The sequence below is a fragment of the Coleofasciculus sp. G3-WIS-01 genome, from assembly GCF_040223135.1.
Classification (GTDB): domain Bacteria; phylum Cyanobacteriota; class Cyanobacteriia; order Cyanobacteriales; family Coleofasciculaceae; genus Coleofasciculus.
In genome coordinates, this window is the sequence record NZ_JAVJZI010000154.1 from 16,243 (window position 1) to 37,453 (window position 21,211).

A 21,211-nucleotide genomic window follows, 5' to 3' on the forward strand; every position below is an offset into this window, starting at 1 on the left:
CACGTCTCTACATGACCCCCCCATACTCCATCTCTAAGTTGCAAGTCGAACTCATAACGAGTATGATTTAGAGGTAAACATGGAGAACAGAGGTGTTACTGGCACGATGGTTGAGATTCGAGAAATTCCGCTACAGCAAATCCGCCGTCCTCTTCCCCGAGAAAATGATGCCAATAAGGTACTGGAGTTGATGAAGTCCATCCAGGAAGAGGGATTAAGAGAACCTATTGATGTACTCGAAGTTGATGGAGAGTATTACGGATTCTCTGGGTGTCACCGATTTGAGGCACACCAGCGCCTAGGGAAAGAAACGATTAAATGCCGGGTTCGCCGCGCCCCTCGTGCCGTATTGATGCGACATTTAGCCTGAGAAGTGTCATTTTTGTTGAGTGAGAACAGTTCATCCTTTAGGACGATTTGTAACAGATAGCTAATTGTTTAAGATTGACAGTTGGTGTGGGAAAAATAGTTCCAGATGCCTTGGGCAACGGGATAAAGGGTGTAGTCGTTCACTCAAAGAAAGCGTCACACTGGCTAATTCATTTCCGTGAAACTCTGTGAAATAAGGAACTATACCAGCTTTTCTGTTAACGTTATTTTTGGAGCCAATTAGGAGACCACTATGCAAACTGCTGATAAATCTGCGCCTGTCAATATTGGTATTTCAGAACAAGACCGCAAAGAGATTGCTGAAGGACTGTCTCGCCTGCTAGCTGATACCTATACCCTTTACCTAAAAACACATTACTTCCACTGGAACGTAACCGGACCAATGTTCCACTCGCTACATAACATGTTTGAGACCGAGTACACTGAACTAGCGGTAGCGGTGGATGATATTGCCGAACGGATTCGCACCATTGGTTATCCGGCGCCTGGTAGTTATAGCGAATTTGCCGAACTCTCTTCCATTCCCGAAACCCGTGGTGTTCCGGAAGCCACAGAAATGGTACGTTTACTGGTAGAAGCGAATGAAGCCGTGGTGAGAACGGCGCGGGAGGCGTTTCCGGCGGCTGAACGGGCAAATGATGAGTCTACCGTTGACCTGTTAACTGAACGGATGCGGACTCATGAGAAAACCGCTTGGATGCTACGGAGTATGTTGAAATAATTCCTTTGAATCAGGGCGGGTTTTGTTGAACTGTTATCGGTGGGGAGGGCGGGTTTTGTTGTTCCGTTATTGGTGACTAGCTGAATTGATTCCCTAAACCCGCCCCTACAATTGTCCCTAAACCCGCCCCTACAATTGAAATTTTATATCATGTCCGGCTGCAACCCTCGACCTTCTGCCTTTTTAGTTTTTAACGCCTTAATAACCGCCGTCGCCGAGTTCGTAAATAGACTCCCAGGGGAAACTGATAAAACTCCATTAATAGCCAGATGATCACGGCTAAATGGAATAAAAAGGTTAATCCAGTCCAAACCAATGGTAGCCAAGCCAAGGGGCTACCGGGTGTGGGCGGGAAGGTGTAAGCCGCTACCCCAATTAACGTGGCGGGTAGAATCACAAACACCGCCGCAAAAATCCAGGTAACCCATCCCCATTCAACGCCTTGTAGGTGTGCCCCAACCCAGGTTTTACCATTCCAGCGCCAGGTGAGGGGAGGCTGTCTATCGGTCATTTTCAATAATTGCTGTTCCAAGTCAGCCACGAAAATATGACGACAGGCTTCACAAGCCATCGCATCCATTAATGGCATTCCTTGAATTTGACCCACACGACAGATGGGACAGGGGTAAATCCCTTGATAGTGCAAACGGTTGGCTGAATCGGGTAGGTTGTGCATGTCAACAGCAACGTGCTTCTTTAGATTATATTAGCGAGGTTGCCAAAAGAAATCTGCGATCGCGCCATTTTCATCCCAGGCTTCCGGTATACCGAACAGCACCGAACGCTGAATTAAGGGACGATAACTCAAGCGACGGGCAACTCGGCTGGGTATACCATAGCCATAGACAATATGACCCCTACCCGCAATCACGACGACTTGATAATCTGGATTAGCGGTAAGAAAATCGGCAATCCCTTCTGCCATGGTTTCATCCCACAGCACCTGAACCGTGAAAAATCGCTCAAAGCCATCACTATTACCATGACCTGCCTGTTGATGTTGATTATAAACCGCTTCAACCATTTGCCGATAGTCAGCGTTATCGGTACGAATTTCGTCCAGGGGGGGAATCTGCTGGAGTTCATCACTCGTGAGACTTTCTAAGCCATTCCGGGCAACTTTGCGGCTGATTTCTGTGGGGGTATTTAAGGCTAAAACAGGCAGTTGATGGGTTTGAGCGAACTGCAATAGGGGGGCATAATAGTCCCAGGGAAATCCCCAGCGTTGTTCATATTCTGTTTGCTCAATCAATTGAGTTTCTGTAATTTGTCCGGCTAAGTATTGATCCAGGATATCCTGATAAGGTCGCTGGAACATTTCCATCGCTAGGGCAATTTTGGGATTCTCTTCGTAAAGGGCTTGCAGAATTTCGAGTTGGGCTTTATGGTCATCAGGATTACTATGAATTTCCCCTAGATAAACGACATCAGCTTTAACTAATTCCTGGAGAATCGTTTCTGGAGATGTTTCAAACTGCATCTCAACAGGTTGATTATTCGCCTGTGTCAGCAGATGAGACATTTGAGCGCCAGCCGGGGGGGTACAGAAGCAAACGATACCCAAAGACAAAGCGCAGAGTTGGGTTCGTAGTAAGGGCTTTAGCCTATATTTTCTGAGATTTCCTGACGTCAAAATAACCTACAATTGATTCCACTTGTTTAGCTGTGCCATGCTTGAAATCTTACAATTTTTATAGTCGCACGTCAATCCGGGGACATCTTTAATCTATCATCTAATTCATCATTGTAGGGGCATGGCACACCTTATTTGATGAATTAGAATTTGTTCGTAGTGAGGGAACTTCAGCCCTCTCCAGCTAAGCTTTATAGCACTCTTCGTGCTTACTACAAACAAAACCCTATTTTAGCTGTGCCACGACAGTAGGGGCGCATGGCGTGCGCCCATAAAATCGACAAATCTTAATCCACAATTTTAGCTGTGCCACGCCGCCATCGTGCGTTAGGCGCATTGTCAGGTTAACTTGTATTGTCCCCCAACATCATTCTGCATGAGTCTCTCAGGTTGAGAGATATATCGCTATGATCATAAATTTATGACATCTATGAAGCGTCGTCAGTTTATCCAATTTGCTACCTCGGCTTTAGCAACTGTCGGCTTAAACCAACTGGATTTACAGCGCCAATCCTTACGCTATGGTAAAGTCTTAGCCCAAAGCACCCCCCGCAAACTTGCCCTGTTAGTGGGGATTAACCAGTATCCCACCAATAGCGATCGCTTTACCAGCCTCTCTGGATGCGTCAATGATGTTCGCTTACAGGAACAACTCCTGATTAATCGCTTCGGGTTCCAGCCGGAGGATATCAAGACAGTTACGGATACCGAGGCGACTCGTGATGGCATTTTAACCGCCTTTGAAACCCATTTAATTCAGCAAGCCAAACCCGGAGATGTGGTAGTGTTTCATTTTTCGGGACATGGTTCACAAGTCATTGATCCCAATCCCATTGATCCGAGTTATCCCCTGAATAGTTCCTTTGTTCCTGCGGATGAACATTGGCAAGCTGATAAAGGTATCGTCAATGAAATTACCGGACATACCCTATTTTTACTCATGTTCGCCCTGAAGCAGAAAACCGACAACGTTACTGTAGTGCTGGATAGTTGTCATTCTGGGGGCGGAACCCGGGGAAATGTAAAAATTAGGGCGATTCCTGGGGGGATGGATTTCCGGATGAGTCCCGAAGAAGTCGAGTATCAACAGCAATGGCTAAAACGGCTGAATCTATCCCCTGAGGATTTTATCAAATTGTATCAGCAAGGCGTCGCCACTGGCGCGGTGATTGCTTCAGCCCAACGGGAACAATTTGCGGCGGATTATCCCTTTCCCGGGTTTTATGCGGGAGCGTTTACCTATCTACTCACCCAAACATTATGGCAGAACAACCATGATGTGGAAAGTGCGATCGCGGGAATTGAACGGGATATGCGATTCCTTTCCACCCAACTCCCCCTGGTAGAGGTTCCCCCGAATAGTCGCAATCAACGAGAACCAATTTATTTCACAGAACCCAAAACCCTCCCCGCCGAAGGTGTGGTAACAAGAGTTGAAAATAATCGGGTACAAGTTTGGTTAGGGGGAATTTCCCAAGAGAGTTTAGAGGCGATTTCTGAGGGGTCTATTTTTACTCCCCCATTCCGCAGTCGTGGCGAAACGCCCAAAGTTGAATTAATCTCGCGCAACGGGTTAATCGCTGAAGCCAAAGCCGAAGGAAACGTCCAACCGGGAGAATTATTACAGGAATTTGCCCGCACGATTCCCAGTGATTGGAAACTCCATATTGGGCTTGATCCGTCCTTAAATCAGGAGACATAAACGGCAAAAACTGAACTAGAATCCCTAAAACGGATTCAACCGATTCTTCCCCAACCAGGAGAGTTTCCCTATCCGGTGGATGTGCATTATATTCTTAGTCGGATGACGGATGAGTATCAGCGTCAATTGTCATCAGACACACCGAAAAAAATGCCACCTGTGGATAGTTTAGGTTTATTTTCTCCAGCCTTAGAAGTGATTCCCGATTCCTTTGGCATACCGGGAGAAACAGTGACTCAAGGAATTGAACGGTTACAGGGTAAACTGAAATCTCTGCTAGCGGCGCGAATTATGCGGATGACACTCAATGCTGAATCCTCGCGGCTGAATTTAGAGGTGAAAATGGGTTTAGAAAATCGTCCCGAAATTTTTGCCCAAGCGTTTACACCACGGGGGTGTCGTCAAGATGACAGTAAATGTCCACCCTTAGGGAGTCGCAGCGAATCTGGGCAACTCTTGAGTCATCAATTATCTGTGGGAGATGCGTTTCAGTTTCGAGTGACGAATCGGGAAGAGAAGGATTTACATTTGGGAATTATGTTGGTTGATCCAACTGCTGGAATTACGGTTTTATTTCCTAATGAATTTCAGGAAAACGCACGGCAAGATCCGGATAATGCCACCCGGATTAAACCCAATCAAACGCTGTTAATTCCCAATCCAAACATAGATGAATTTGTCTTGGTAGCTGAAGAGGCTGGCTTGGGTGAAGTATTAATTGTCGCCAGTGATCAACCCTTAACTAAAGCCTTACTCAAAATGCGTACCCTTGCCAGAGGGAAAAAGGGGATAGTTTCGACGCGGGGAGAAGACTCATTGGAGATAATTAATGATTTAGTTGATGATGTTAGTCGAGGCGCACAAGTAGGAGTGAGGCGGCGGATTCGCACCTCACAAATGGCAGCGCTTTCGATTACCTTTAATGTGGTTTAACCCCTATTCTCAACAGTCGTAATCGTAGGGTGCGTTAGGCGAATTTGAGGATCAACGTTTATCATCTCAATACATAAGCGCCGTAACGCACGTTCGTTCGTAGTAAGGGCTTTAGCCCTTCTTCTGTTGATCAACCCTTCGACTTCGTTCAGGGTCAAGAAAGGCAGAGTCTCAAGAGATGTAAGAATTTTACGTTTGCCAAAGGCAAGTCGGTAAAGAGGGCGCACGTCGGTGCGCCCCTACGGTTTTGCAATTAATTCCACTCGCCTTGCAACGTAAACGCTGCCCAATAATAGGGAGATTTCCATTGAGTTTCCCCTTGCATTTGTAACTGAGTTTCCCGCAACGCTTGGGCAGGCTTTAACCCATCATTCAACATTAACTGATAAAATCGAGTCATAAACTCCGCCGTTGCTGCATCATCCACATTCCACAAACTCACCACCAAACGCGGCGCCCCTGCATACATAAACCCTCGCGTCAAACCCACTAATCCTTCGCCTCGAATTTCTTCTCCTAATCCCGTTTGACAAGCACTTAATACCACTAATTCCGCTGGCAGATTCAGGTTAAATATATCATGGAGGCGTAAAAAGCCATTTTGGGAATTCCCTTGTTCATCCACTAACGATAACACCACACCGGATAATTCGGGCGCTTCACTATTGAGAATACCGTGAGTGGCTAAATGAATGATTTGATAATCTCTCAGTTGGGGATTATCGATAAAGGAGCGATTGGCATCAAAGTCAAAGGCGTTAACTTGGGTGGCTGATGCGACTAAATTGAGAATCGCTTCCGCTTCAGTGCGCGTTCCGGGAAGGCGACTTAAGTTAATCTCAGAAACGCGAACAGAACGGTTGAGTAAGAGTTGGTTTAAATCCGGTTCTGTGCCTCGGTTGGAGGCAGTTTTGAGGCGGTTATCATTGTTGGTAAAAACCGGGTCAGCCAGAATCGCTAATTGTTGGGGCGCTTCCTGGCGTCCGTTAATTTGGTCACGAATAATCGCTAAAGTGGAACTGGAGGGTAAGTTGACCAGTTCGTATTGATTGATTAGAGGGGTTGGAGTATCGGTATCGGAAGTTTCGGGTGTAGCTAAAGCGGCAAAAGGAATGTATTGTAATGCCCCATCCGCGACAACTACAATGCGTTTTTTGGTTAATTGTTCAGCCACTTGTCCGAACAGGAGTTCACTCAGTTGTGCCACAGAATTTAAATTATCACGGGGGACAACTTTAGCAATGCCTCTGGAATTACCAATTTCATAACCGGGAATTTGTAAGAGGCTATAAAATCGGCGGGCTAGGGTTTCAATTTCACCTCTGGCAGGGAGTTGATAACTGGTTAAGCTATCTTTGGTTACTGCCCAAAGATAACTATTTTCTATTCCAAAGGCATACTGTAATAGAATAGTGTCTTCATCCAGAATCTGTTGTTGGACTTGTTCTAAGGTTAGGGGTTGTGGATATTGCAGGGCAGCATATTTAGGACTTGTTGCCCGGATTTGGTCTTGCAGTTGTTGATAGTCGGCTAACAGTTGTTGCCGTTGTTGTTCAATAGCGGTTTTCTGGGCTGGAGTTGATTCAGGATTACTATATATTTCAATCCGTTGTTTTTCGGTAGCATCGAGTTTGGCGTTTAAGTTTTGTTCTTGTTGGAGTAAGTCAGGATCTACACCTTCTCGAATATTGGCATTGGCTTCGGTGAGTAATTCTAATAGCGTTCTGGCGCGAGAACCTTCACTGGCGTGGAAGGCTAGTTTATCGTAGCCTTGATCCGGGTTTTGTTGATGCAATTGCATCAGGAGATCGATGTAGAATTGGTAGTAATTTTGTACCGTTGCGAAATAGGTTTGACGCAATTCAGGACTGGCAACCTTAGTCCGCAAATCTTCGATAATGTCAATCGAAGCTTGCATTTGAGTTAACGCTAGTTGGAGATTGCCTAGATTTCTTTCTGTAATGGCTATATTGTAGAGAGTTAATGCTTCCCCGGTGCGATCGCCCACAGCCCGCCTTAAAGGTAAAGCTTGTTGAGAGTACTCTAATGCCCGTTGTTTTTCTCCTAAGTCTGAATAGACACCACCAATATTATTTAGGGGGCCCGCTTCCCCGGCGCGATCTTCTACAGCCTGGGATAAGGATAAAGCCTGTTGCAAGTACTCTAATGCCTGTTGTTTTTCTCCTAAGTTTAAATAGACCATACCAATATTATTCAGGGTTGCTGCTTCTTGGGCACGATCGCCCACAGCCTGGGATAAAGGTAAAGCCTGTTGGTAGTACTCTAATGCCTGTTGTTTTTCTCCTAAGTCAGAATAAACAAGACCAATATTAGAGAGGGTGACTGCTTCAAGGGCGCGATCATCCACAGCCTGAGATAAGGATAAAGCCTGTTGGTAGTACTCTAATGCCCGTTGTTTTTCTCCTAATTCCGAATAGACACCACCAATATTAGAGAGGGTTTTTGCTTCCCCAGCGCGATCGCCTACAGCTTGGGATAAAGGTAAAGACTGTTGGTAGTACTCTAATGCCTGTTGTTTCTCTCCTAAGTCCTGATAGACACGACCAATATTATTTAGGATGGCTGCTTCCTCAGCGCGATCGCCCAGAGCCTGGGATAAAGATAAAGCCTGTTGGTAGTACTCTAATGCCTGTTGTTTTTCTCCTAAATCAGAATAGACAGCACCAATATTATTCAGGGTTGTTGCTTCCCCAGTGCGATCACCTACAGCCCGCCTTAAGGGTAAAGCTTGTTGGTAGTACTCTAGTGCCTGTTGTTTTTCTCCTAAATCAGAATAGACCAAACCAATATTATTCAGGATTGTTGCTTCCCCAGTGCGATCACCCAGAGCCTGGGATAAAGGTAAAGCCTGTTGGTAGTACTCCAATGCCTGTTTTTTTTCTCCTAAGTCATAATAGACACGACTAATATCACGCAGAGTGGCTGCTTCCTCGGCGCGATCACCCACAGCCCGCCTTAAGGGTAAAGCCTGTTGATAGTACTCCAATGCCTGTTTTTTTTCTCCTAAGTCATAATAGACCTGACCAATATTAGTCAGGGTTTGCGCTTCAAGGGCACGATCACCCACAGCCTGGGATAAAGCTAACGCTTGTTGCAAGTAGTCTAATGCCTGTTGTTTTTCTCCTAAGTCAGCATAGACACCACCAATATTATTCAGGATTGCTGCTTCCCCAGAGCGATCACCCACAGCTTGGAATAAAGCTAACGCTTGTTGAAAGTACTCCAATGCCTGTTGATTCTCTCCTAATTCAGAATAGACAAGACCAATATTATTCAGGATGCCTGCTTCCCCAGAGCGATCTTCGAGTTTTCGATAAAGAGGTAAGGCTTGATCATAATAATCCAGTGCTTTTTGGTTGAATCCTAATAAATTATGAGTTCTACCCAGTGCCAGATTAATCAAAGCCTCTTTTGATTGATCCCCCACCTCACGCCACAGAGGAAGCGCTGTTTCCAATTTTTCGATCGCTTGTTGCAGTGATTCGGCTGTCCCTTGTTCAAACAGTTGCCATCCCTCATTAGTCAGTCTTTCGGCTTCAGCACGTTTGTCGGTTTGGGCGATCTTTATCGGCGCTATTTCTCCAGCGCGTTTTGGTAGGGATAACCCCTGATCTTGTCCCACAGCAACTATGAAAACGCTGCTGAAGATGGTGATTACAGCCTGACAGGAATAAACCAACCATTGCCGAGAAGCTAAGGTTGGCTTGAGAAAATAGGTTTGACGTTGTTCTGTTGGCTTTTGGTCATGCATCAGTTTATGTTCACGTTTGGGTTGTGCGCCTTCACTACTCTCTATGTCTTACGAGGTTGAGGTTATGCAATGTAGAGACGCGCCATGGCGCGTCTCTACAGGCCATTTCCCTTTGCCCAGGATTTCTCCCTACCTGGCAAACCGTTCTAATAGTTCCTCACGAGAACGAGTCAACAGCAAAGGAGTCAACTGTTGATGGGGTAACTCTAACATGGCTGCGATTTTGTCGGCTAATTCCGCATCAATTTCCCCAAACCTTACTCTCAGCAGGTTCTCTACTTTTTCTCGCCTCCCTTCGCCTAATCTCAGATCTCGCCCAGAACCCTCGCCAAACCACAGTAATAACTCCTGCTGAGAAAGGCTAAACAGTAGACGAGTCAACGCCTCTGGCGGTAACTGTAACATGGGTGCGATGATCGCTTCTAATTCCGCATCAATTTCCCCAAACCGCACTCGGAGGAAGTTTTCCACCATGAGTCGCTGTCCTTCTTGTCTGCCTTCCAGCCTACCTTCTTGTCTGCCTTCTTGTCTGCCTTCTAAGACAGCTTCTTCCCGCCATTTAAAATACGCTGGTGATAAATTCATAATTAACTCCTGATCTGCATTACTTAACCTTTCACTCCTGCCCACATTAATGCGCCAGTTGGCTAGTATTTCCAGGATATTGCGCCGTTGTGGGTTCTCTTGGGGTAACCCGATTAACTCATCAATTGCTTGTTGCTGTGTTCTCCTTTTTCCTAAAACTCTTAACCAAAGTGTATCTTGAGTTACGGGTAATTGGTTAATCGCTACCAATGTTGTTCTCAGAAACTCAGCTAAGAAGTAAACCCCTTCTCCCCAATTCTCCGACTCATTCAACTTGGCACCAAACCCGTTGAGTAACCGTTGAGAACAAGAGGGCGATAGAATCCACAAAAGGGGTAACTCATCCTCTGATACAGAACGTTTCTCTCGTCGTGCCTTTCTCAAAAGTTCAGCTCGTAGCGAATACAATTTCAATAAGCAACCGTGTATTTCGGCTACAGTCGGGGCATTACGAAACGGTTCAAATAGACAGGCGGTGGCTGCCATTTTCCCCAATAATCCCAGATTAGAAGAATCTGTCGATGGAGAAGATGCAGGTACAAACCAAACATCCACCTGGCGCACTTCGCTGGGTACATCTCGGCTAGTTTCTACTGTCCCCAGTGGCGCTAATAATTCTTCCAAATACTGCTTGGCAAATTGGTCATGAGGTTGTCGTGTCATTCGTTATTTTTCATTAGTTATTTGTCCTTTTTTGTTGGAGTAGAGACGTTGCATGCAACGTCTCTACATAAATGATGTGTCCTAATAGCTATGGTGGTTGCTATATGTTTATTCTTGTTTCCCCATCTTGATTAGCTGTGTTCCCCTCTCAACTGTTCTAATAATTCCTCACGAGAAAGCGTCAATAGCAAAGGAGTCAACTCTTGATGGGGTAACTCTAACATGGATGCGATCGCGCCAGCTAATTCCTGATAAACCTCACCAAATCGCACTTTCAGCAGGTTTTCCACCTTTTCTCACTTCCCTTCACCTAATCTCAAATCTCGCCCAGAAGTCTCGTTAAACCACAGTAATAACTCTCCCTTGGAAAAGTTAAACAGTAGACGAGTCAACACATCTGGGGGTAACTGTAACATCGGTGCGATGATTGCTTCTAATGCTTCATCCAGTTCACCAAACCGCACTCTGAGAAAGTTTTCCACGATTTGCCGCCGTTCTTCCAGTCTACCTTCCTGTAATGTTTCTTGCTGTCTAATTACCGAGCGAAATCTCGTTAATAATTCCTCACGAGATAATTGTAAAATTGCCTGAGAACGCTCTCTTGTGTTTAGCTGCATCAAAGGTTCAATAATTCGGGCTAATTCTTCATTGATTTCACCAAACTTTTCTAAAAGCAAGCTCTCTACCATTTGCCGCTGTCCTTCCCGCCTGCCTTCTAAGACAACCTCTTCCCGCCATTTAAAATACGCTGGTGATAAGTTCACAATTAACTCCCGATCTTCATTACTTAACATTTCACTCCTACCCACATTAATGCGCCAGTTAGCTAGTATTTCCAGGATATTGCACCGTTGTTGGTTCTCATTACTCCCGTTCCGGCATAAGCTGCTGTAATTCAACCCCCACACCGATTGGAGTTTTTTGTTCGTTATACAAGGATTTTATCCTGGAGTTTATGCCAAACGATATTTAAATAAAAAAAACAATAATGTAGGATTAATTTGTTTATCTTATCGCTCATCAATGCTGTTGTAGAGACGTTCCGCCGGAACGTCTCTATCATAAGATATGTCCTAACCGCTATGGCGGTTGCTATAAATTGGGGATGATACCAAGTTGTAGTGGCGTGGCACACCTTATTTGATGAATTAGAATTACGCCGGGAAACCCTAGGGGCGCATGGCGTGCGCCCGATTCAATGGTAAAATCTATCCCACCATTTTAGCTGTGCCACGCCAGTAGAATCTGTCATTCTGAGTAGAATGCAGTGAAACGGAATGACGCGAAGCATCTGTCCAGATTCTTCGCTCCGCTCAGAATGACATGATAGAACGCAACTTGGTATGAGTAGCGAACACAATGGGATGAGTAGCGAGCAAGATGCTCGCACTACAAGGATGAGAGCCGTTATTGTTATTCAGGTTTAAATACCGAATAGCTTACTGCACAGCTTGAATCGCCGCTTCTGCATTCACCAAACCCAGACCAAAGAAATAATTCTCAGCGGAAGTGGGTTCAGGAAATACTAAAAATTCGGGTCTTTCTTCGAGTTTTTCATCAGTCAAACGGGCTTGTTGATAACTTTGATAAAGATCCTGTTCTGTTTCCGTTAGCGTTAATCCCTGATAACTGGCTGTCTCTTCCAACACCTCTATAATTCGCTCTCGATTCAGGGTATTATTTACGCCTTTCATTAAAGCCACTACCCCAGATACAGCAGGTGCAGCAAAGGATGTTCCCTGAACTTGCACATAGTTACCCAAGGGATCGAGAGTATATCCCCAAGCATAGTCAGGTTTCGTTATCCCTTGCCATAATGATGATAATCCAGTCCCCCCGGTGGTTAAAATACCCCCACTTAAACTGCGACTAATATCTCCACCAGGAGCAACCACATCCAACCCTTTGCCATAGTTACTATAAAAACTGCGCTCACCTTGCATATTCGTCGCCCCGACAGAAAGAACTTGGGGAATAGCCGCCGGGAAACTAATTCCAGACCGATTTTCATTTCCGGCTGAAGCCACAATTACCAGTTGAGGATTTGCCTCTAAAACACTCAAGATTTGTTCATTTAATTCTTGATGAGGCATTAATCTGCCTAAACTCAAATTAATTACATCAGCATCTCGTGCCGCCGCGTAGCCAATTGCTTCAATTAAAGAGATGGAATCTATTGCACCATTTAATCCAAAGACGCGAATAGGTAAAATTTTTGCCTGGGGAGCAACGCCGACTATTCCGCTTTGATCTGGAGAATGAGCCGCAACTACACCAGACACCCAGGTTCCATGAAATTCAGATATTATCTGACTGCGAAAGTATTGTTTAATTGAATTACCCCTTTCACAAGCAGACGCATCAGGGTTGTTCTGAGCGAATAGGAAGGCTATGTTTTTATACTCTTCCACCATTTCCTGACAAGATAGCTCAAAGGTATCGCGGAAATGGGGCTGAATAATATCCCGTTCATTCAGACTCAATCGAGTATCAGGATCACCTTGTCCAGAACTAGAAAAGTCCCACCCATTGACCTCACCGGGGAGTTTGTCGGGATAATGATCGGTGGTATAAATATTGTTGGCTAAATCTTTGTGATCCCACTGGATCAAACTGTCAATCACGGCAACCACAACTCCTTCACCCCCCTGGCTGGCTTGCCAAGACGCGATCGCGCCAATATCGTTGCGGGGTAACAGTTGCCCCCGTTTGGGTGTACTATCTAAATGCCACAGTAGAGGTAATAAAGCAGTTGAAAAGGGAGTGTCTTTGGGCTTAGGTAAACGAGCAAGGCGTTGTTGCAGCAGTCGCTCCGGGTTGAGGGTTTCTCGGCTAGAATTAATCAGGTTGGTTTGGGGAACAAATTTATCCGGAATGGCTTGAATAAAATTCGGTGTCGCTGACTGAATCCCACTGACTTGATTGAGTTGATTTGCCACGGTGAGTATTTCTGTCCCTGATGCCGATTTTGACCGGGCGACATAGCGATTTTGACTGAAGCGGAGGGGACGAATGATTTCTAAGTTCTGCTCGTTCAACACTTGTTGCTTCTGGGTTTCGGATGTCCCTGGCGCAAAACTAATGACAATTTCATTGGGGAGAACAATCAAATTTTAATTCTCCCTATCCTCAGATTCCCCTTGGTTGAGAACAGGTAAGGTTTCCTCAACATAAGGCTGTTGTTGAATCTGGTTGCTTAACAACCGGGTAGACGTTCGCACCCCAGCCGGAAGCCGAACCAACGCTAACTGATTACCGAGAGGGTCAACTTGTAAATTGGTATTCGGTTGTAACGTCGAACCTCGCCCTTGAATTCTCCTTGTGGTTAAATCGTCTTGGAGTTGCAAATATAGGGGTTTATTCCCTCGCGGCTGAATGGCTTTGAAGCGAACCGCCAGCACATCGTTACGCAGATTTAGGGGAATTTGTTTGCCATAGAATGAGTAGGATAGTGCTTCAGTCGGTTGGGCTTGAGCTAGAGACGGTTGAGGGCGTGAACCTAGATTGTTAATGTTCCACAAACAGGCTGTGATTAAAATGACAGATACAAATCGCTTCATCTTGAGTATCCTTGTATACGCTACGATGTATCTCTACTTCTGGAGTAGAGAAGCTCATGCAAATCAGAGAGTATAATTATAAGTTGTAGTGGCGTGACCCACCTTCGTGGGTTCTCTTGGGGTAACCCGACTAATTCATCAATTGCCTGTTGCTATGTTTTGGTTTAGTTTGTTTTTATATGAAAAACTGAATTACCCCCTGCAAGAGGAGGCGATTGAAATCGCTGCTACACAAACTAAGTCCGCCTGCGCGGACTGGATTATAAGTCGCTAACCCGGATTTGGTATCAGTTGGGTTTCCTTCGTCAACCCAACCTACACATTAACTACAAGTTAACAGGTTCAATTGCTGTTATTGGAGTGATGCTCTAAATGTTGACGTTTTAATTCAAAACAAACGACGGCGGCGGCAGAGGCGACGTTTAAGGATTCTGCTGGGGAGTCAATTGGAATTGATACCCATGTATCAATTAAGTTGTGATGATTGGGATGAATTCCTTCGGTTTCATTTCCTAACACAAATACTGAAAATGGAGAAAAGGATAGGTTATAGAGTGTTGAGGTGGCTGTGCCGCTCAATCCATAAATTGTATAATTTGCTTGATGCAATTGCTGGAGGGCTTCAGACAGTTCAGCACAGCGCAGAACTCTGGTATAAAATGCTGTACCTGCTGAGGATTTAATCACTAGGGGATTCAGATCAGGACATCCTTTTCGGGGTAAGATAATTCCGTCAAACCCAGCCGCTAGGCAAGTGCGGATAATCATGCCCACATTACTAGGATTTTTGACTCCATCTAAGGCTAATAATTTGCGGGTTTGAGGTTTAAGATTAGGGGGATGAGATTGTTCTCGTTCTAAATAAGTTGATAAGGCTTCCATCGCCGGTGGGATCACATCGACAACGACGCCTTGATCATGACGACCGTTGCGAGAAATTCTGGTAATGTATTTGGGTGATTCTCGCGAAATTGTCACCCCTCTTTCTTTGGCTTCCTTGATGATTTCATCAATAAATTCTCCTCTGGCATTATCGGCAATTAAGACTTTATCAATAACAATATCCTGGTTAGATAATGCTTCTAATACAGGTTTTCTGCCATAGACTGTAATAAACTTATCTCTGGGATGCTTAGTTTTGTGAGTTGTCATCGTTAGGTTGAGATTTCTTTGTCGGATGGGTTAAGTGGATATTCGTTCAGGAGAATTCGGCGGGAGGAACATGAGTTCATACCGAGTTGCAGTCTAACGTAGAATTTATAGCAACCGCCATAGCGGTTAGGACACATCTTATGGTAGAGACTTTGCCTGCAACGTCTCTACTTATGCCAACAGCTAGGTGAGATGATTTTAGCCACCTTATCATCTAAATAAAATTCATAGACGGGTTCTCCTGATACTTCACAACGTAAAGGCTCAAGGACTTTTGTAAAGGGATTCCAAACCGCTGTCACTGCCCGTTTTACCTTTTTTCTAACTAGTTCAAAATTAATATGGATTGTGGGCAGATGAATCACCATAGCGCTGTGTAAAAAAGCATCTACAGAGAGGGTATAACGTTCCTTGATATCTGCCAGTTTCCGCTCTAATTCCCGTTGAGTTGCTTCAATCCGGGCTAACTCCTTCTCTTTTTCTTCACCGCTTAATCCTTTATGCTCAATTTTGGCAGCAATCTCAGCCGCGATCGCACCGTAATAAGCATGAAGTCGTTCTGAATCTCTTCTTAGCGTTCGGGTTAATTTAGCATTCCACTTCTCTAGCTCCGCTTTAATTAATTTAGCGGCTGTCTGTTCAATTAAACTGGACAACTCCTCAAACTGCATCACGGCTGAATTTTCCGAATCATTAACATCAATTCGATCAGCTTCCCAAAATAAAGCATCGCCAATGTCTACAGGAGTCACTCCAGTTGACTCATTAATAATAAAGGAAACCATCCCGATTCTTCTCTCATTTGCTTCGGCTGTATAGGCGACATTGCACCAGATATAACGAGTGGTTTTTGGTTTAGCTTCTATAAATCGAACCAACCCATTTTGAGGTGCAATATGAAGCTGTAGCAGTTTTTCAAACCCTGTCGTTTTGAGATAACCCTCATATTTCACGCCTACTTGTGTCACACATCCTCTATCTGCTAGCAGTTCAGAAAACTTATTCAGCACGGCTGAGTGATAGGTGACAAAATGGCTTTCGGGAATATCAGCTCTCGTGGCAAAAGTTACCTCTTCAGGTAAGTCGAGAGCTTTGGCAATCGTTTGAGTTAACAGTACATTCAAAACCTGCTCGCCATCCGGTTCGGCGATTCCTTCGTGTAAGGAGATGAGTTGAGCTAGGGTAGACAGGATTGGATTGGAAACCATTTTCAGTTTAGGAACACATAAAAGAAGATTTCTGGCATTTGCTCTCTAAAATTAAGCTTCAAAATCTTCTCCAAAAATCTGTTCATCAAGTTCGCTAATTTGGCGATATTTGTCTTTAGCGTTGATCAAGTCAGTGGCTAGGTTTTCAAAGGCTGTATCTAATTCAGGTTTGGCTTGATGTTTTAACCAAATGTCTATCACCGCGTCGCTGAAATCAAACTCCTCATCCACATTCCCTAAGATAGTTTCGATTTCCCCGACCACCAGTTCAAACATATTAATTTTATCATGCAAGATTCGCAGGATGTATTCCTCAATGCTATCCTGAAGACAGAAATTGAAGATAAACACATCTTGTTGCTGTCCGATGCGGTGGATTCTACCAATGCGTTGTTCAATTTTCATCGGGTTCCAGGGTAAGTCGTAGTTGACAATCGCGTTGGCAAATTGGATATTCCGCCCCTCTCCACCTGTCTCAGATGCGAGCAATACGGGGACGCGATCGCGAAAGGCTTCAATGGCTGCGTCTTTCTCTTTTAACGACATATCTCCGAGAAATTGGGCAAAGGAGATATCCGCTTGTTCCAGTGTTTTGGCTAAGTAAGCAGATGTGGCTCGATGAGTGGTAAATACGATAGTTTTTTGAGTCGATTTTTTGAGTAAGTCTACTAAAGCTAAAGCCTTCTCAACTTTTTTAATTTGTGAGGCGCGTCGGGTTAACCGTTTTAATTCATCACTAGGGAATTTTTTGGCAAGGTTTTTGAGTGAATCGGCTAAAGCTTGAGGTGAGGAACCTGCCCGCATTAAAAGATTGGTGCGGGAAAACTTGTCTAATCTCTTGGTTTTGCCAGAGTCGGGTTCAGTAATTTCCCAAGAACGCAGATACTCGGTCAAATCCTGATAAAGTTTCTCTTCACTCTGGGAAGGAGTAACTGTGATGGTGGTAGCGAAGCGTTTGGGTAACTGAACATCAACTAAAGAACGGGTATTGCGAACCATTACCTCCCGCATTAACTGGCGTAGCTTTTCGGGATTTTTGGGAACTCGTCCATTTTTTGAGGAAACGTACTCTTTTTTGAACGCCGCTTCTGTTTTTAATAGTCCCGGTTTGAGCAGGGTTAAGAGATTGAACAATTCCACCAGAGAGTTCTGGACAGGAGTAGCCGTGAGCATTAAAATAAATCGTTTATTGAGGGCGTTGACGAGTTTCCAGTTTAGGGTGCTGCGATTCTTCAGGTGGTGTGCTTCATCAACGATGACTAAATCCCAGTTTCGGGCTGTGACTAGGTTGAAATGATTCGCTGATTTAGCCGTATTCAGGGAGGCAATCAGTCGGTTATTTGTACTCCAAAATTCCCTCCGGTTGAGTTGGAGTTGTTTATCGTCGCTGGTAATGGTGTCGATACCAAATTTCGTTTGCAATTCCTGTTGCCACTGAGAGACGAGAGAAGCAGGGGTAAGAATTAACAGAGATTCAATCATACCTCGTGCCAGGTATTCACTTAAGATGAGTCCAGCTTCAATCGTTTTCCCCAGTCCGACTTCATCGGCTAAAAGGGCGCGTCCTCCCAGTTGTCTGAGGACTTTGCGGGCGGTTTCAATTTGATACCAGTGCTTATCAATCCCCGTTAGAGTAGGAAGGCAGACGAGTTGGTCGTAATCTGCCATCACGGATACGTTAAACAGTTTAATTCTGGCTTCGTAGTAGTCAATCGTGTCCGTTTGCCCATCAGCAAGTGCTTGTAAGGCACTGGAGTGATTAAATTTGAAGGTGTATAAGCTGTCCATGATCTATCGTTACCTTTATCCACACCTCAAAACCATACTTGGCTCTCTTCCCCTTGGGGTAGAGGGCATTTTTTTGTATATTTCTTACTTTATAAGTATTGCACCTCTAATCCAATCCGATAGTTAAAACTCAGATAAAACAATGGCTACTCTGAATCAACGTCGTCCCCAAAACGTTTTGGGTGACGTTTATGTCGATAAAACTTGTATTGATTGTGATACTTGTCGCTGGATGGCGCCAAACGTATTCCATCGGGCAGATGAACAATCAGCAGTTTACCATCAACCGACGAATGAAACTGAACGATTAGCCGCGATGCAGGCGTTGCTATCCTGTCCCACAGCTTCGGTCGAAGATAACCCCAATGATATAGACAAACTGGAGAAACTGATCACCACTGCCAAATATCCCTCATTTAGCAGAGGATTTGAACTGCTTTGTGCTGAGACACTAAATCAGGGACTAGATTATTTGGCTCAAGGAGGTATCGATGTAGTGCTATTAGATTTAATGTTACCCGATAGTCGGGGGATGGAGACACTCCGGCGGCTCTTCCGTACTTGTGGTGATAACGCAAGCTTATAATCAAGCCATATCAAGATTTTCAGCCTTTCTTTATCATTTATTTTGGATAAAAATGATACCTTTTCCACCAAGTATCCGGGAGACCCGAAAAAGATGCTAAGAAATTCAATCCTTGCTAAAAAAGAAGATGGCAAAGTCTGTGATTACTCTAGCATGTGTAAACGATATCGGCTTAAGCTTTATGTTACTGGAGACACCCCGCGATCGCAACGTGCGATCGCCAACTTGTATCGACTCTGTGAGCAGGAACTACCGAGTCAGTATAAAATAACGGTTATTGATGTTCTAAAATCTCCCCAGCTCGCAGAAGCGGAACATATTTTAGTTACCCCGACATTAATTAAAGAATTTCCCAATCCTGTCCAGCGAATCGTGGGAGATTTGTCAGACACTAAAACTGTTTTATGGGGATTGAGTATCGGTGTCAAGCCCCATAAACCTTGAGCCATGGCACTTAAGCTGCTATTCTATATGTTTCCAATTCACACCAAGAAGCAAAGGAATGAGCCAACAGCCACAGTCCAATTTTATTTTTATTGACAAAGTTAAAACAGGTATTTCTGGCTTTGATCTATTAGCTGAAGGAGGACTCCCCAAAGGTAGAACCACCTTAGTTGCAGGTACAGCAGGCAGTGCGAAAACCATTTTTGCCTGTCAATTTCTGGTCGAAGGAATCAAGGAAGGAGAAAATGGCGTCTTTGTCACATTTGAAGAATCGCCTCAAGCCATTCGCCGAAATATGCAAGGTTTTGGTTGGGATATCGAACAATGGGAAGCTGAAGAAAAATGGGCATTTGTTGATGCTTCTCCCAAAACGGGAAATAGACCCTTAGTCAGTGGTGAATATGATCTCGGTCCCTTGCTAGCTCGCCTGGAATATGCAATAGAAAAAGTCAAGGCGCAACGGGTATCCATGGATTCCTTGGGAGCGGTTTTCTCTTATGTGCCAGACGTAAGCCAAGTACGCGGCGACTTATTTGATATAGCCTGGGCGTTGCGGGAACGAGAAATTACCTCAGTATTGACCTCAGAACGTACTCAGGAATACGGAGACATCAGCCGCTATGGTGTAGAAGAGTTTGTCGCCGATAATGTGGTAATCCTGCGGAATGTATTGTTTGAAGAAAAGCGTCGCCGCACGATTGAAATTCTTAAATACCGAGGTACTCCCCATCAACATGGTGAATTTCCCTTTACTATCTTGCCGGATCAAGGCATTGTTGTCATTCCCTTCACAGCGACTAAATTAGAGCGAAAATCATCCAAAGAGCGAGTCACATCGGGTAATGCTGAGTTAGATTCTATGTGTGGGGGAGGGTTTTTTCGCGATTCTATTATTTTGGTATCGGGAGCGACTGGTACAGGCAAAACGTTAACAGCAACAGAGTTTTTAGCAGGAGGTGTCAAAAATGGAGAAAGGTGTTTACTCTTTGCCTTTGAGGAAAGCCGGGATCAGCTTTTTAGAAATGCTGCCGGTTGGGGCGTTGATTTCGAGAAGATGGAACGAGAGAAAAACCTGAAGGTTGTCTGTCGCTATCCCGAAGAAACCGGACTAGAAAATCATTTAGTGACTATGAAACAAATAATCGAGGACTTTCAGCCGCAACGAATCGCGATTGATAGTATTTCGGTATTGGGGCAGGTTACTACATTCAAAGGGTTTCGAGAATTTATTCTGGGACTTAATTCTATTATTAAAAAACTCCGAATCACCGGACTTTTTACGGCTAATACATCACCGCTTATGGGCAGTGTTTCGGTCACCGAAGCCCAAATTTCTACCAATACTGACGTGATTATTTTGTTGCGATATGTGGAGGTTCAGGGGGAAATTCATCGGGTATTAACGGTGCTAAAAATGCGCGGTTCAAGACATCATAAAGAAATTCGGGAGTTTTTAATTGATGATGATGGAATGCACATTGGCAGATCCTTCCGCAACGTTACGGGTATTCTCTCTGGTAATCCAAGTTATGTGAATCAGAGTGAACTTGACCGTCTCAGTGGTTTGTTTGAGGATTATTAAGCATGTAGAGACGCGCCATGGCGCGTCTGGGAGCATGTAGAGACGCGCCATGGCGCGTCTGGGAGCAGGGGAAATGGCGCGTCTGGGAGCAGGGGAAATGGCGCGTCTGGGAGCAGGGGAAATGGCGCGTCTGGGAGCAGGGGAAATGGCGCGTCTGGGAGCAGGGGAAGAGGATTACCAATTAACAATTAACAATTAACAACTAACAATTAACACCATCAACACATAAAAAATGACAAATAACTTAAACCTTTTAATTCTACAAGAGTCTTCTCTGGAAACAGAGCAGATACTCCGCTTTTGTACTGACACGCTGCCACGTTGGAGTTAGCCCAGCTTCAGATAACAGCGATAGTATCTGATCTGTTTCCAGAGAAGACTCTTGTAGAATTATAAGGTTTAAGTTATTTGTCATTTTTTATGTGTTGATGGTGTTAGTTGTTAGTTGTTAATTGTTTTGTGTTATTTTTTCATTTTCTTTGGTTTGTTTGT

18 protein-coding genes and 1 pseudogene are annotated in these 21,211 nt (G+C 44.6%); 8 read left to right on the forward strand and 11 right to left on the reverse strand.

Annotation, left to right across the window (positions count from 1 at the left end):
- Positions 1-106 precede the first annotated feature (106 nt).
- Both RIM23_RS15030 and RIM23_RS15035 read left to right on the forward strand, forming a co-directional pair.
- Positions 107-370: a ParB N-terminal domain-containing protein gene (locus RIM23_RS15030; protein WP_446368030.1), complete on the forward strand. Its 264-nt coding sequence runs from the start codon at positions 107-109 to the stop codon at positions 368-370.
- A gap of 252 nt (positions 371-622) precedes the next feature.
- A complete protein-coding gene (locus RIM23_RS15035; protein ID WP_446368031.1) occupies positions 623-1,111 on the forward strand; it encodes a Dps family protein in 489 nt (162 codons plus the stop codon).
- A gap of 190 nt (positions 1,112-1,301) precedes the next feature.
- Here the strand turns inward: RIM23_RS15035 and RIM23_RS15040 are convergent, their stop codons facing one another.
- Complete coding sequence (locus RIM23_RS15040; RefSeq protein WP_446368032.1) at positions 1,302-1,787, reverse strand: hypothetical protein; 486 nt, start codon at positions 1,785-1,787, stop codon at positions 1,302-1,304.
- 30 nt (positions 1,788-1,817) lie between these two features.
- Positions 1,818-2,633, reverse strand: coding sequence for a ChaN family lipoprotein (locus RIM23_RS15045; RefSeq protein WP_446368033.1), 816 nt, complete (start codon positions 2,631-2,633; stop codon positions 1,818-1,820).
- Positions 2,634-3,174: 541 nt separating this feature from the next.
- Between RIM23_RS15045 and RIM23_RS15050 the strand changes: the two genes are divergently transcribed.
- Together RIM23_RS15050 and RIM23_RS15055 are read left to right on the forward strand one after the other, a co-directional pair.
- On the forward strand, positions 3,175-4,446 hold the full coding sequence (locus RIM23_RS15050) for a caspase family protein (RefSeq protein WP_446368034.1): 1,272 nt from the start codon (positions 3,175-3,177) through the stop codon (positions 4,444-4,446).
- Between the two features lie 81 nt (positions 4,447-4,527).
- Complete coding sequence (locus tag RIM23_RS15055) at positions 4,528-5,379, forward strand: DUF4384 domain-containing protein (RefSeq protein ID WP_446368035.1); 852 nt, start codon at positions 4,528-4,530, stop codon at positions 5,377-5,379.
- 253 nt (positions 5,380-5,632) lie between these two features.
- On the opposite strand, the gene RIM23_RS15060 is transcribed toward RIM23_RS15055, so the two are convergent.
- The 9 genes from RIM23_RS15060 to RIM23_RS15100 all read right to left on the reverse strand — a co-directional run bounded on the left by RIM23_RS15060 (position 5,633) and on the right by RIM23_RS15100 (position 18,107).
- On the reverse strand, positions 5,633-9,151 hold the full coding sequence (locus tag RIM23_RS15060; protein WP_446368036.1) for a CHAT domain-containing tetratricopeptide repeat protein: 3,519 nt from the start codon (positions 9,149-9,151) through the stop codon (positions 5,633-5,635).
- A gap of 129 nt (positions 9,152-9,280) precedes the next feature.
- Positions 9,281-10,399 carry a hypothetical protein gene (locus RIM23_RS15065; RefSeq protein WP_446368037.1) on the reverse strand — a complete coding sequence of 373 codons (1,119 nt, stop codon included), beginning with the start codon at positions 10,397-10,399 and terminating at the stop codon, positions 9,281-9,283.
- Between the two features lie 131 nt (positions 10,400-10,530).
- The gene (locus RIM23_RS15070; protein WP_446368038.1) at positions 10,531-10,689 is read right to left on the reverse strand and encodes a hypothetical protein; all 159 of its coding nucleotides are present in this window, start codon (positions 10,687-10,689) and stop codon (positions 10,531-10,533) included.
- Positions 10,690-10,695: 6 nt separating this feature from the next.
- Positions 10,696-11,163, reverse strand: a complete 468-nt coding sequence (locus RIM23_RS15075; RefSeq protein WP_446368039.1) for a hypothetical protein — start codon at positions 11,161-11,163, stop codon at positions 10,696-10,698.
- 675 nt (positions 11,164-11,838) lie between these two features.
- On the reverse strand, positions 11,839-13,509 hold the full coding sequence (locus RIM23_RS15080) for a S8 family peptidase (protein WP_446368040.1): 1,671 nt from the start codon (positions 13,507-13,509) through the stop codon (positions 11,839-11,841).
- A 3-nt stretch (positions 13,510-13,512) separates the two neighbouring features.
- Entirely contained in the window at positions 13,513-13,959 is a 447-nt protein-coding gene (locus RIM23_RS15085) for a hypothetical protein (RefSeq protein ID WP_446368041.1), read from the reverse strand.
- A gap of 342 nt (positions 13,960-14,301) precedes the next feature.
- Positions 14,302-15,111: a TrmH family RNA methyltransferase gene (locus RIM23_RS15090; RefSeq protein ID WP_446368042.1), complete on the reverse strand. Its 810-nt coding sequence runs from the start codon at positions 15,109-15,111 to the stop codon at positions 14,302-14,304.
- Between the two features lie 167 nt (positions 15,112-15,278).
- The gene (locus tag RIM23_RS15095; RefSeq protein WP_446368043.1) at positions 15,279-16,319 is read right to left on the reverse strand and encodes a hypothetical protein; all 1,041 of its coding nucleotides are present in this window, start codon (positions 16,317-16,319) and stop codon (positions 15,279-15,281) included.
- 51 nt (positions 16,320-16,370) lie between these two features.
- On the reverse strand, positions 16,371-18,107 hold the full coding sequence (locus RIM23_RS15100) for a DEAD/DEAH box helicase (protein WP_446368044.1): 1,737 nt from the start codon (positions 18,105-18,107) through the stop codon (positions 16,371-16,373).
- A 142-nt stretch (positions 18,108-18,249) separates the two neighbouring features.
- Here RIM23_RS15100 and RIM23_RS15105 point away from each other — a divergent pair.
- From RIM23_RS15105 to RIM23_RS15120, 4 genes and pseudogenes are all read left to right on the forward strand, one after another.
- Positions 18,250-18,480: pseudogene (locus tag RIM23_RS15105) on the forward strand (ferredoxin); the annotation flags it as partial.
- 366 nt (positions 18,481-18,846) lie between these two features.
- Complete coding sequence (locus RIM23_RS15110) at positions 18,847-19,137, forward strand: circadian clock KaiB family protein (RefSeq protein ID WP_446368047.1); 291 nt, start codon at positions 18,847-18,849, stop codon at positions 19,135-19,137.
- 58 nt (positions 19,138-19,195) lie between these two features.
- Positions 19,196-20,719 carry a circadian clock protein KaiC gene (gene kaiC / locus RIM23_RS15115; RefSeq protein ID WP_446368045.1) on the forward strand — a complete coding sequence of 508 codons (1,524 nt, stop codon included), beginning with the start codon at positions 19,196-19,198 and terminating at the stop codon, positions 20,717-20,719.
- Between the two features lie 49 nt (positions 20,720-20,768).
- Entirely contained in the window at positions 20,769-20,918 is a 150-nt protein-coding gene (locus RIM23_RS15120; RefSeq protein WP_446368046.1) for a hypothetical protein, read from the forward strand.
- The last annotated feature ends 293 nt before the right edge of the window (positions 20,919-21,211 follow it).